This is a genomic window from Paenibacillus sp. FSL E2-0178, from assembly GCF_038593005.1.
In the GTDB taxonomy this organism is placed as follows: Bacteria; Bacillota; Bacilli; order Paenibacillales; family Paenibacillaceae; genus Paenibacillus_AQ; species Paenibacillus_AQ phytohabitans.
This window is the reverse complement of sequence record NZ_CP151953.1, coordinates 3,584,957-3,597,540: the sequence shown is the minus strand read 5'-3', so window position 1 is coordinate 3,597,540 and position 12,584 is coordinate 3,584,957. Positions and strand designations below refer to the sequence as shown.

At 53.8% G+C, this 12,584-nt stretch carries 14 protein-coding genes; 12 read left to right on the top strand and 2 right to left on the bottom strand.

The genetic code is table 11. The features are described from left to right. Positions 1-55 precede the first annotated feature (55 nt). From MHI42_RS15715 to MHI42_RS15690, 6 genes are all read left to right on the top strand, one after another. On the top strand, positions 56-772 hold the full coding sequence (locus MHI42_RS15715; protein WP_342424393.1) for a YceI family protein: 717 nt from the start codon (positions 56-58) through the stop codon (positions 770-772). A 535-nt stretch (positions 773-1,307) separates the two neighbouring features. After that, a complete protein-coding gene (locus MHI42_RS15710) occupies positions 1,308-1,637 on the top strand; it encodes a nucleoside triphosphate pyrophosphohydrolase (RefSeq protein ID WP_144026174.1) in 330 nt (109 codons plus the stop codon). A gap of 105 nt (positions 1,638-1,742) precedes the next feature. After that, complete coding sequence (locus MHI42_RS15705) at positions 1,743-2,741, top strand: Gfo/Idh/MocA family oxidoreductase (protein WP_342424392.1); 999 nt, start codon at positions 1,743-1,745, stop codon at positions 2,739-2,741. Then, positions 2,734-3,108 (top strand): hypothetical protein, encoded by a 375-nt coding sequence (locus MHI42_RS15700; RefSeq protein WP_171720592.1) that lies wholly within the window; start codon positions 2,734-2,736, stop codon positions 3,106-3,108. The genes MHI42_RS15705 and MHI42_RS15700 overlap by 8 nt, the downstream gene beginning before the upstream one ends. After that, positions 3,105-4,028 carry an ADP-ribosylglycohydrolase family protein gene (locus tag MHI42_RS15695; RefSeq protein WP_342424391.1) on the top strand — a complete coding sequence of 308 codons (924 nt, stop codon included), beginning with the start codon at positions 3,105-3,107 and terminating at the stop codon, positions 4,026-4,028. The genes MHI42_RS15700 and MHI42_RS15695 overlap by 4 nt, the downstream gene beginning before the upstream one ends. A gap of 83 nt (positions 4,029-4,111) precedes the next feature. Then, positions 4,112-4,618: a hypothetical protein gene (locus MHI42_RS15690; RefSeq protein ID WP_342424390.1), complete on the top strand. Its 507-nt coding sequence runs from the start codon at positions 4,112-4,114 to the stop codon at positions 4,616-4,618. Positions 4,619-4,859: 241 nt separating this feature from the next. Here the strand turns inward: MHI42_RS15690 and MHI42_RS15685 are convergent, their stop codons facing one another. Continuing rightward, on the bottom strand, positions 4,860-5,561 hold the full coding sequence (locus tag MHI42_RS15685) for a class I SAM-dependent methyltransferase (RefSeq protein ID WP_342424389.1): 702 nt from the start codon (positions 5,559-5,561) through the stop codon (positions 4,860-4,862). 35 nt (positions 5,562-5,596) lie between these two features. Beyond that, positions 5,597-6,706, bottom strand: a complete 1,110-nt coding sequence (locus tag MHI42_RS15680; protein WP_342424388.1) for an ATP-binding protein — start codon at positions 6,704-6,706, stop codon at positions 5,597-5,599. A 285-nt stretch (positions 6,707-6,991) separates the two neighbouring features. On the opposite strand from MHI42_RS15680, the gene MHI42_RS15675 reads away from it, so the two are divergent. From MHI42_RS15675 to MHI42_RS15650, 6 genes are all read left to right on the top strand, one after another. Continuing rightward, positions 6,992-7,366, top strand: coding sequence for a Na-translocating system protein MpsC family protein (locus MHI42_RS15675; protein WP_171720587.1), 375 nt, complete (start codon positions 6,992-6,994; stop codon positions 7,364-7,366). A 146-nt stretch (positions 7,367-7,512) separates the two neighbouring features. Continuing rightward, on the top strand, positions 7,513-8,298 hold the full coding sequence (locus tag MHI42_RS15670) for an ABC transporter ATP-binding protein (RefSeq protein WP_042210734.1): 786 nt from the start codon (positions 7,513-7,515) through the stop codon (positions 8,296-8,298). A 33-nt stretch (positions 8,299-8,331) separates the two neighbouring features. Continuing rightward, positions 8,332-9,219, top strand: coding sequence for an ABC transporter permease (locus MHI42_RS15665; RefSeq protein WP_342424387.1), 888 nt, complete (start codon positions 8,332-8,334; stop codon positions 9,217-9,219). 90 nt (positions 9,220-9,309) lie between these two features. Beyond that, positions 9,310-10,311: an ABC transporter substrate-binding protein gene (locus MHI42_RS15660; RefSeq protein WP_342424755.1), complete on the top strand. Its 1,002-nt coding sequence runs from the start codon at positions 9,310-9,312 to the stop codon at positions 10,309-10,311. Positions 10,312-10,358: 47 nt separating this feature from the next. Then, the gene (locus tag MHI42_RS15655; RefSeq protein ID WP_039305844.1) at positions 10,359-10,997 is read left to right on the top strand and encodes an isochorismatase family cysteine hydrolase; all 639 of its coding nucleotides are present in this window, start codon (positions 10,359-10,361) and stop codon (positions 10,995-10,997) included. After that, on the top strand, positions 10,994-12,436 hold the full coding sequence (locus MHI42_RS15650; RefSeq protein ID WP_342424386.1) for an MFS transporter: 1,443 nt from the start codon (positions 10,994-10,996) through the stop codon (positions 12,434-12,436). Before MHI42_RS15655 ends, MHI42_RS15650 begins: the two co-directional genes overlap by 4 nt. Positions 12,437-12,584: the final 148 nt, after the last annotated feature.

Here is a 12,584-nt window from a genome sequence, read left to right as displayed (position 1 = left end):
TTAGAATGGGAACCAAGCCTGATAGGCATACAGAGAATTGGATGGAGGGAATAAGATGAAGAAGAAAACAATCGCCTTAGCCGCAGCCGTAGTCGTTATCGCAGGAGCCATCACAGCATTCATGTTACTTAACAATAGCCTGGGCAATAATGTTGAGATCGAATCTGTTATTCCTGCGCAGAGTCAAGGAACCGAAACCCAGGAAGCAGGAACTGCGAACGCGGCGGCAGCGACTGGTGCTGCAGTTACGGCAGAGCAGCTGAACGGTGCCTGGAGCATTGCAGATACGTCCAAAGTCTACTGGTCAGTGACAACTTCCAAAGAAACTGTTAACTTCGTAGACCCTTCCGTTACCGGCACCTGGAATGTGAACCTGGAGGATGCCAGCTCGATGACGGGCGAAGGAACTGTAGAGATGAGTGCGCTGGATTCCGGCAACGGCCAGCGGGACGAGCATGTCAAGGGTGCAGACTTCCTGGCAGTAACGGATTTCCCGGAGTCCACGTTTACCGTGACTTCCTTCTCGGAGCTTCCGGCGGAATGGACAGAGGGCACAGCGGTGCCGATTGAGCTCCAGGGTACGCTGACAGTCAAAGGGATAGAGAAGGACGTTACGTTTGACTCGCAAGCCCTATACAGCGGCGGACAGCTTATGCTGTCAGGAACAACCATGGTTACCTTTGAAGATTTCGGCATGAGCAATCCGCATTCGATTGTGCTGGATACCGAGAATAACCTTGAGGTGCGCCTGGAGCTTGTACTGAGCAAATAATATAGAATTAGATTGTTTATAAGAAACTCTCCCCGTCACTGCGGATTCGCGGCTGGCGGGGAGAGTTTTTGGTTCGGGTATATATACAAACCTAACAGTGGCCGGAAGTCAAACATTCTCTGCAGCCACGGCTAATCCCCGCAGTGGAATTTTCCCTGTTCAATCTATATAGTGCCTGGGGTGTGAACCGTCAATTAACGGATTCTGAGTCCGTTTGGCCAGCGAATACATCTGATTTGCTGCAATAGAGGATTCTCAGTCCTTTTCACCGGCGGATGAGTTGATTTGTTAAACATTTGATGGTGTACTAAAGGGGGACCTCTATACCCGCTTGCGGGTTCAGAACAAACTCTTCACCCTCCATTTCGAAGGCGGCACTGCCCGGTAGAACAAAGGGGAATTGGTGTGACTGCTGGTGATATTGCTTCACTTCTGAAGTATGAGCTAGCTTCAATGAAGTTTGTAGTTGGATTCATCCGGTGATCGTACATAAATATGTCCATAAATTCAATACATCCCGAAGGAGACAATGAAATTGGCGGATTATCCGAAACTGGTGCGTGACGGAATACCGGCGCTGATTGCGGCGAACGGGCAAACCTGCAGGACAAGAATCATGGACGAGGAGGAATATATACGGGAGCTGCGTGCGAAGCTGCATGAGGAGCTGGCAGAGTATCTACGGGAGGACAATGACGGACAAGCGCTCGAGGAGCTGGCGGATCTGCTGGAAGTCATCCGGGCTTTGGCGGTAACCCATGGCGGGGACAGCGGTATTCTGGAACAGATCCGTGCAGACAAAGCGGAGCGCCGCGGCGGATTCAAGGACCGGATTCTGCTGCTGCAGGTGGAGAACAGGGGCTGATAGTATTGACCCGGCGGACGGCGGGAAGCGGGCAACATGTACACACCAGGCACATTTTGATAGAATTGTAGGGACTAAGTTTCATTTAAGAGGAGGATTTAACTAATGACAGAAGATAACGCTTACACGATAAAATGGGGCATTCTCAGCACAGGCTGGATCGCCCATCAGTTCGCTACAGATTTGGCCCATGCCAGCAATGGTGTGGCTTATGCGGTTGGATCGCGCACGCAGGAAAGCGCAGATGAGTTTGCCCGAAATCACAGCATCCCCGTGGCATATGCCACCTACGAGGAATTGGTCAGCGATCCTGAAGTGGATGCGATTTATATTGGAACGCCGCATCCGTTCCACAAAGAGAATGCGCTGCTCGCATTGCGCGCCGGTAAAGCCGTGCTCTGTGAGAAGCCTTTTACCGTGAACAGTGCAGAGCTTGAAGAAATCGTGGCGTATGCCCGCCAGCAGAAGCTGTTCCTGATGGAGGCTATGTGGAGCCGCTATATTCCGGCCAATGCCAAGGTTAGAGAATGGCTCGCAGCGGAGCGCATCGGCGAAGTGCGGCTGGTCAAAGCGGATCTTGGTTTCCGCGCGGACTGGAATCCGGAGGGGCGTCTGCTGAACCCGGCCCTTGGCGGCGGAGCCCTGCTGGATGTCGGCATCTATCCCATCTCCTTCGCGTCGATGGTATTCGGACCTCACCCGGAAGCCGTCTCCAGCACTGTACATATCGGCGAGACTGGTGTGGACGAGCACTTCTCCCTGCTGCTGTCTTACGGCGGAGGCAAGTCGGCTTCCCTGAACGGCGGGATTCGCCTGAAGCTGCATGAAGAAGCCTATATCTATGGAACGGAAGGCTATATCGTAGTCAAAGGCACGCTGGTGAATCCGAAATCGGCTGAGCTGTATATTGGCGGGGAGCTGGTGGAGACCTTTGAGGATGACCGTGCTTCGATCGGGTATTCTTTTGAAGCTGAGGAAGTGGGACGTTGTCTCCAGGCAGGGCTGACGGAAAGCCCGGTAATGACGCTGGATGAGTCCGTTGCGATTCTTAAGCTGCTGGACGGCGTGCGTGAACAATGGGGGCTTAAGTATCCCGGTGAATAAACTGAACCTGACGCCCTTATCCCGCAAGCTTCTGCTTCACACTGTAATCTATCTTGTATTGTTTCTGGTGATCCCGTATTTTCAAAGCGGCGGTTCCGGGGTAATGGAGGATCTTGGCAGCTGGCTGCTACTGCTGGTTCTGGTGAATCCCACAGCCGTGCTGATCCTTGCTGCGGATTCGGGACTTAAGCTGGGTTTCAACCTGCTGGTATGCCTGCTGCCGTTGCCGCTGTTCGTGTTATCCATCTACGTGTTGTTTGACGGAAGCGGTGCGTTGTTCTATGGCATCATGTACTCCGTAATCGCTCTGATCAGCAATAGTATAGCTGCAAGCGTAAGAAGGAGGAAAAAGGGGGGAACCAAATGACATTGAATGCTGACCGCTATCAGGGCTGCCTGCAGGGTCTGGCCGCTGGAGATGCGCTGGGAACGACCGCTGAGTTCAAAGCACCCGGAACCTTTGAGCCGCTTACGGATATTGTCGGCGGCGGGGTATTTGGTCTCCAGCCGGGACAGTGGACCGATGACACGTCAATGGCGCTCTGCCTTGCGGAGAGTCTGCTTACGAAGCAAACATTTGATCCTGTGGATCAAATGCAGCGTTATGTGAAGTGGTACCGCGAAGGCAAGCTTAGCAGTACAGGCGAATGTTTCGATATCGGCAATGCGACACGCGCGGCGCTGCATCAATTCGAAGCCGGCGGCGAAGGGTTCAGCGGATCGGATGATCCTCATTCTGCCGGGAACGGCTCCATTATGCGGCTTGCGCCGGTGGTCATGTACTATGCAGAGAATCCTGCAGAAGCTATCCGCTATGCGGCGCTCAGCTCAAGAACGACGCATGGCGCTGTTGAATGTCTGGATGCCTGCCGTCTGCTCGCGGCGTACATCCTTGCCGGACTGCACGGGTGGAGCAAGCAGGACATGCTGGCCCCGGAGGCTTACCGTGATTGGCTGAATGAAGACAGCCTGACACCGCATATGCTGAATATTAAGTATGGCTCCTACCGGATCAAGGAGCCGCCGGATATTCAAGGCTCGGGATATGTAGTAGAGTCGCTGGAGGCGGCACTGTGGGCTTTTCACAAATCCTCCAGCTTTGCGGAGGGCGCGCTGCTTGCTGTGAATCTCGGCAATGACGCCGATACCACAGGGGCGGTCTACGGCCAGATCGCCGGAGCGTATTACGGGCTGGATGGCATACCGACAGAATGGCAGAGTAAGCTGGCCATGCGTGAGCTGATCAGTGACTACGCCGGGCGGTTGTTTACAGAACGGGTGGAATAGAAGGAAATAGGCTGCATGAGGCAGGCTGAGCGCATCTATAACGGGCACTCAGCCTTTTTAATTATGGAAAGGGGAGAATGGATATGGGCAAGGGTTGGCGGAAACTGCTGATATGGCTGCTGATTAACATCATCCTGGTAGTATTGACGGATGGGATGACATTCACATATAAAACCGGCGGAACGATATCCGGCAACGGCAATCCGGGAATTATCATGCTTGCGGCAGGATGGCTGTTTGGTATTATTCTTTTGTGCAGTGCGGGCATGGTGCTCTACCGATTATTCCGGTTGAAATCCGTATTCAGCATACCAAGCCTGGCAATTGCCGTATCTGCGCTTATTGTGCTGCCGCTCGCCATCTGGCTGGAAACCGGATATATCGATGCGTTGAGAGTGCATCTGAGGGGGTTTACCAGAGATGAGGACTCCGTCGTATTCCGCTTCGGCTGGATTAACCAATATACCAACAACCTGTTCTATAATGCTTATATTCTGGCTGGCGGGATCGCACTGGTTATCCTTGTGGCGTGGATTGCAGCACTGCTGCGGCGGAAAGCCGATACACAGTCACGGAGAAATTCCGGTTAGTCGGGAGCGGAGAGCAGCGTCACTCCTACGTACGGCGATCCTTTCGGCGGGGGCTTAAGAGAAAGACAGGTAGAGATGAGCCGAATGTATGCGAAAAATCGAATACAATGTGCCAATGATAGGGTTGATGAGCCGAATGTATGCGAAAAACCAAATACAATACGCTAACGCTAGGTTTGATGAACAGTACACTTACGGCAAGCCTGGCATGGTGTGGATGTGGATAAGGACAAGTACTCCGTTAATTTTTTCTGAACAAGGCGGTCCACAGAAAAGCTTCACCAAACAGCGCATCCTCCTGATCCATCTGGCGCATGCGTCTGAACTCTATAAGCTCCAAACCGCTGAAGAAGCTCTTAAGTTTATCCTCGCTGAAGCCTAATCCGCCCCGGAGGCTCCGCTGCCGGTACACTTCCCAATCCGTGATCTCCGCACCCATGGCGCCAGCCGCGAAGCAGACCAGTCCGAAATACCCCCCAGGCTTGAGCGTCCTGTTCACCAAATCGAGAAAGGTAACTCTCCGGTGGGGGTAGATGTGATGGAAACATCCGCTGTCATAGATGAGGTCGTAGCTGCCTGGCTCCAGGCTCAGGTCAAAAATATTGCTGCGGGCGAAATTCACCTCCACCTGATGTTTGCGGGCGCGTTCCCTTCCCCAATCTACCGCTGCCTGAGAGATGTCAATGGCATCCACGGCGTAGCCCTGCTGAGCCAGATAAACCGCATTTCTGCCGCCCCCGCAGCCTAATTCCAGAACCTTGCCGGGTGTCATGTGCCGCTTGCTTACGTATTCAACCAAATTCTCATCCGGACTGTCCTTGAAGAAAGGAATCCCTTTATTCCGGTCCCCGTAGAACTGATCCCACCATTGCCCTTCTTCCCGAAAAAGAGAGTCCAGCATCTTCAGTGTATCCTCATGACTATAGATCGTTTCAAGTGTCATATAGAAGCAGTCTCCTTTCATTTCATTCGCCCGGCTTAGTTGTTAATGAAGATGGAGAGCCCCGGATATGCCTTCATCAGCTCAGCACTGTGTTCATTCAGCCGTGTCTGTTCAAAGCCTGTGCCCAGAAATTCCTGATCCGGCTTAAAAGTCACACTTGTCCCCGTATCCTTCGCGATTCCAACCGTCATCAGTCCGGACTGCGGCACACCATGCCTATATTCCTGGCGGTACATTCTGCCGCCGCGCCGGATATCAACGGTAAGTCTGCCGGAGAGTGCGTTGACCACGGCAATGCTGATCCCCTGCTCTGCACCGGGGACCTTAAAAGCTCCGTCTCCATTAAATCTATGAATATCGGTCAGTATGGATTGAACAGCTGGCATATTGGAATTCGGCAGAGACGCTACCGGAATTCCCCGTCCATTGTCCATTACGGTGACACTCCCGTCATCGTGCAGGAATATCCCGATTTCGCTGCAATATCCGGCCGCATGCTCCATCACCGGATTCTCGATAACGGCCCACAGCAGGTGATGGACATCGAAATTTTGTGCAGGGCCCAAATAAATCCCCGCGTTATTTCTCGTTCTCATCGTGTCCATATAATCGCTTGTATCCTCCAGAGTACTAACCGAAGCGAGCAGCAGGAGGAAGGGGAGGAGGCGGTGGGAAGGGAAGGCATAACGGCCTCCGTTCTCCTGCACTAATAAATCTGCGCCAGTCAATGCTTTGAGATGATGATACAGCTGGCCGGTAGTGCCCATACCCAGACGCTCCACCAGTTCAATGCCCGTAAGCGGCTCCTGAATGACGGATTTCAGAATGTCCAGCCGTTGACGGTTGCCTAATGCCGCCAGTACTTTGGCTGATTTCTCGTTGTTCACTTCGAGCAGTTGTTCCACTGGACGCTCCTGGGGTTCCCAGCGGTAGCTTTGTCCGTTAAGACGGGCATGGCCGGAATAAAATACAGATCCGGGTCCCGCGCCGGGCTGCTCCGCTTCTGCGGCTGAATTCACAGATTCCGGCGAATCAGCACGGCCTGCGAAGCTTCTCCGCTGAGTATTCCAATGCTGGACGGCGGCCTGAAGCTCGGCCACCTGCTGCTTCAGCGTATCCAGTTCGCTGCTTAAGTCACGGGTCATGAAAGAAGATCACCTGCTTTCAATGTTATGTAATTACGTAGTTACGTAATAATTGTAATTCATTAATATTATTTTGTAAATATTTAGGATGATAGCTTTTAATGTGTAAACTAACTTCACATATGCTCCGAAAAAATAATTAATGTGTTAATTTATCTCCCGTAAATTCATTGACAACTCTACCTTTTTATCTATAATGATGTATAAGCGGTGGACAATGATGCAGTTGTTGACGTTCTTGTGACATAATGTAACATTATTAATAGCTATGAAGGTGTGATCGCAATGATCGCTTCCGCCGGACAATGGAAACAGGATATTTTAAGGATTTATAACGAAATCAACAAGAAGCTGTTTAACGCCGGCGTCAAGCAGCAGAAGGTTGACTTCGTGGGGAACAAGATTATTATTCTATCCATTAACAGCCGGGTGCCCGTACTGAAGGTGCTGGATACCCATGATGCCACAGCAAGCCGCCAGATTAATCTGGTACTGCATGAAGTATTCAAGTGTGAAATCAAGCAGGCATTTCTGGATGAATTTCAAGTGAATATCAAGGCCGTTCTTAAAGATTATGATGTGGAGACCGAGTATTCCGGTACGATCATAATTTTGGAGAAGGACCTCGAGCATTACCTGAACGTTACGTTGGAACTCTGATCTTCCGGAGAGCCGGCCTGCCGTCAGTTTTCGGACATTAGCCCTCTGGGGCTGTGTCTAAAACTGGCGGCTTTTTGTTTATCTGTTGTTTGTCCCGAGTTCATCCCGGCTGCCGATGCTATTAAACCTAATAAGGAGCTGATTCTATGAAAGCAAAGATTGAGATTGCCGGTGTAAGCAAGTGGTTCCGCCGTGACGGCCAGGAGATTATCGCCATGCAGGAGACGAATCTCTCTATAGAGCAAGGCAGATTTGTCAGTATAATCGGCCCCAGCGGCTGCGGCAAATCCACATTGTTCAATATCATAGCAGGACTGATTCCGCCGTCTACCGGCCGCGTGCTTGCTGACGGTGAGGATATCGTTGGCAAGACCGGATATGTCGGATATATGCTGCAGAAGGACATGCTGCTCCCCTGGAGGACGATCCTGGATAACATTATTCTGGGCATGGAGATCCGCGGGGTGCCGCGTAAGGAAGCGGTAGCCCGGGCCCAGCCGCTGATGGACCGTTATGGACTGAAGGGCTTCGGCGGCCATTATCCGGCAGAATTGTCCGGAGGCATGCGCCAGCGGGCAGCGCTGCTCCGCACGCTGCTGTACGACCGGGATATTATTTTGCTGGACGAGCCCTTTGGCGCACTGGATGCCCAGACCCGGCTGACCATGCAGAACTGGCTGCTGGAGATCTGGGAGGATTTCCGCAAGACGGTGTTATTCGTCACCCACGATATTGATGAAGCCATCTACCTGTCTGATGACATCTATGTCTTCTCCGGGCGGCCGGGCAGAATCATCTCCAAGATTTCTGTGGATATGCCGCGCCCGAGACATAAGGAGGATACGGTATCTGCGTCATTTATGGAGCTCAAAGCCCATCTGCTGGACCTGCTGTCAGGCGGAGGCGAGGAGCCGGCAGCCCATATCTCGTAGAGCTTACAAAACTTGTTGAAGGAGAGAACAACTATGGAGAGTGTGCAAAAGAAAGGGTATGTAATTCACAAGCTGGAGCCGGCCCCAATCCATTCGGTCAAGCCTGAGAAAATGCAGAAGGAACCCGTCATCGTGGATGAAGAGGGTGCAAGGCGCCGGACACAGCGGATTGTCGGAATCGGGCGGCTGACGGTCGGGCTGCTGATCGTACTCTGCTGGGAGCTGTTTACGCGGATCGGCTGGATGGATTCATACTATTGGAGCAGCCCGGTACGGATTCTCAGCACAACATGGACACAGGTGACGCAGGGTACTCTGCTGGAGGATATCGCTTATACCTCCAGTTCGACGATTCTGGGCTTCATCGGCGGAACCCTGATCGGATCGCTGCTCGGTTTATCCTTCTGGTGGTCACGCAGATTCGCCGGCATCAGTGAACCGTTCCTGATCCTGCTCAATGCCATGCCGAAGCTGGCGCTTGCTCCTGTGCTGGTGATTCTGCTGGGCATCGGATTCTACTCCAAGGTGGCGCTCGCTTTTGCCATGACGGTAGTCGTTGCCGCCTTATCGGCGCACAGCGGCGTGCAGAGTGTGGACAAGGATATGGAGAAGCTGATGTATTCGCTGGGCGCGAAACGCCATCAGGTATTCACCAAGGTAGTCATCCCCTGGGCGATGCCCTGGATGATCAGCAGTCTGCGGATTAATATTGCCCTCTCGCTGGCCGGTGCGATTGTCGGGGAATTCATTGCTTCCAGCCACGGGATTGGCCGCATGGTGATCTACGCCGGTACGATCCTTGATATCAATCTCGTCTGGGTGGGAGTTGTAGTCTTGTCCGTTCTGTCGATGGTGATGTATGCGGGAGTGGTCCTTCTGGAGAAATGGCTGTCCAAGGGATACGGGATGAAGAAGGCTTGAGACCTAAGCAATCCTATATAAGATAAAGGGGAGAATCTGATGATGAATGTAACCAAAGTGAAGCTGTCCGCCGTCCTGCTTGTCTCTGTAATGATCCTGCTCTCGGGCTGCAGCGGTAAAAGTAATGCTGAAGTTGAAGCCGCAGCTGCCGGCAACGAAGCGGGGAAACTCAAGAAGCTGATCATTGCCGAGCCGCTGCACTACACAGGTTATCTGCCGCTGTACGTGGCGCAGCGCGAGGGATATTTTGCGGATGAAGGGCTTGAGGTTGAGATGCTGCAGGCTGCCGGAGGAACACATGTGACTTCGGTAGTCAGCGGGGATGCCTGGGGCGTCATCGGCGGTCCGGAATCCAATGCACTGGCGAATATCGGCAACTCTGACCCGATCGTATCAGTCAGCAATGTGGTTAACCGTGCGAATGTCTATCTGATGGCCAAGAAAGGGACAGCCCCTGCGGGCAGTTCTGATGAAGAATTGAAAGCCTTCCTGCAGGACAAGAAATTGAATGCCGGACGGCATGGCGGAACCCCGAACCTGCTGACCCAATATCTGCTTCTGGAGCTGGGGCTTGATCCGCAGAAGGATGTGCGGCTGCTTGAACCGGCGGATGGCTCCACCGTGGTGGCGATGGTTCAGCAGGGTGCGGCGGATATTGCGAACGGCGCCGAGCCGCAGATCAGTGACGGGATCGCCAAGGGGGTCTGGGAAGAACCTTTTTACAAGTTCCATGATATGGGCGACTATGCCTACTCTGTGCTGAGCGTGAAGAAGTCGACACTGGAGAAGGACCCGGAAACGGTGCAGAAGGCGGTTAACGCCGTTGTGAAAGCACTGAAGGCCATCCAGGAGGATAAAGCTCTGGCGATGAGTGTCCTGAAGGCTGAATTCCCTACACTATCCGATGAAGCGGCACAAGCTGCGCTTGACCGGGCGTATGCCGATCGGCTCTGGAGTCCGGATGGTGTGATTACCGAGGAGGCGCTGGATAAGGACATGAACGTGATGATTAAGACGGGGATCTACAAAGGCGAATACACCTACGAGGATTTGGTCGATATGCAGTTTGTGAACAACATAGCAGTGAAATAAGCTAAGCGTCTTGCCATAAGCCTTCAAAAACTAAAGAGGTGAAGATGATGGAATTAACTGCCGATCTAATTATGCCTGATAAAACCGCACTTATTATAGTAGATGTACAGAACGATTACTGCCACGGGGAAGGCGCACTTGCCGCTGGCGGAAATGATGTGTCAGCCGTACGCGAGATGATGCCGCAGCTGCATGGGCTGATCGCGGCAGCGAGGACACAGGGCGTACCGGTGATCTATATCCAGACCTTCCATGAAAAGGCGACCGATTCGCCCGTCTGGACTTCCCGCTCCGGGCGCGGTTCGCTGGGGGTCTGCCGCAGAGGAAGCTGGGGGGCTGAATTCTACGAGGTGGCCCCGCTTCCTGAGGAGATTATTGTCAATAAACACCGGTATAGCGCTTTTATCAATACCCGCCTCGATTCTGTGCTCCGTTCGCAGCGGATCGAAACCCTGATTATGACAGGAGTGAGCACCAATGTGTGCGTGGAGTCGACGGCAAGGGACGGCTTCATGCTGGATTATCAGATTGTGATGGTGCAGGACGCCTGTGCTTCCTATTCCCGGGCCGCTCATGAGATGACGCTGGAGAACATGAAGGGCTACTTCGGCGTGGTAGCTTCAGCCGCAGACATTGAAGAAAGCTGGAAAATGTGGAATCAGCCCGCCCTGCAGCGGATGTTATGAATTTACCGGTAAGGTCTTCAGGACAAGCTGTGAACCATTCGGCGGTCAAGGTGGTCATCTGCCTCGGGGCCTTTCTGTCCAATCTGTCTGCCGGTATGTTCAATATTTCGCTCATCGATATTGCGGCTGATCTGCGGTTCCCGGTGGCCTCTGCCCAGTGGATCGTCAGTATCTATCTGCTGGTGATCTCGGTGCTGCTGCCTGTAATGGGACGGCTGGGAGACAGGTTCGGCCGCCGTAAGGTGCATAATCTGGGCCTGTTCGCTTTCGCGGCGGGAGCCCTGGGCTGTGCGCTTGCCCAGAACGAAGCCATGCTGCTTGGCTTCAGAGTCATGCAGGGAGCCGGGGCCTCCATGTATCAGGCGACCAATATGGCCCTCATTGTCTCTGTATTTCCGCCCGGGCAGCGGGGCAGGGCGCTGGGGCTGATGAGCACCTTCGTCGCTGCCGGCTCCATGGCAGGCCCCGGTCTGGGCGGCTTCCTGATCCAGTGGTTCACCTGGGAGAGCAACTTCTGGCTGCTGGCCGGAGTGGCGGCGGGCGTAGGCATGCTTGCGCACAGGCTGATTCCCCGGGATACGGAAACGGCCGGAGGCAGGCTGGATCTCGCCGGAGCCGCCTGGTTTGCGGCCTGTCTCTCCTCGCTGATGATCGCCTTCGATCTCGGCGGCCGCTCCTCCTTCCTGTCTCCGCCTGTGCTGCTGCTGCTGGCGGCTTCAGCGGGAATGGCGGCCGCTTATACGGCACATGCCCGCTTCTCCCGCAGCAGGGATAAGAGGCGCACGCTTGGTGAATTCCCGCCAGCGGACAGCGGTGTCAGCCTGTTCACTAACCGGAGCTTTGCCGCCGGCATCGCCATTACGGTTATCACATATATGGCGGCCTTTGCCGCACAGCTGGCTTTGCCCTCGCTACTGCGTATATCGGGGGCCGAGCCAGCCTGGGTGGGGCTGATCATGATTGGATACCCGCTGGCGCTGGTGGTGACCGCTCCTGTCAGCGGGAGCATCGCGGACCGCAAAGGGCCGCTCGGTATCCTGACGGCCGGACTGCTGCTGATGAGTGTCACGCTGCTGGCGCTGGGCTTCGGCTCACCTGTGCTGAGGACAAGTGCAATGGTGCTGCCGGTTATGCTGCTCGGCTGCGCAATGGGGATGATTACTTCACCTAACACAAGTATTGTTATGGGGCTGGCGGCGAAACCGCAGCTTGGCCGGGTCAGCAGCCTGCTTGCCTTGTCGCGCAACATTGGCATGATGTTCGGCACGGCGGCAGGCGGACTGATGATTGGCGGCACAGGTAGTCCGAACGGGAGCTATCTGGCCGTATTCGTAGTCTGTGCAGCCGCCGTAGGCCTTTCTTCAGTCTGGCAGCTGTATTCTTTCCGTCACAACAGCAAGCGCAAAGGGGCGGAACAACTGCATATACCCTATAAATAAGAAGGAGCCTCTGCCCGCCGGGCAGAGGTTTTCGTGCTGAAACAAGAAGGAGGCCCCGCTTCTTTAAAATGGTTTGTTCCATCGGCAAATGACATGGCGGGAGCATCAGGAGCTTTGCGTCCGCGGATGCGGAGAAGCCATAACCGGC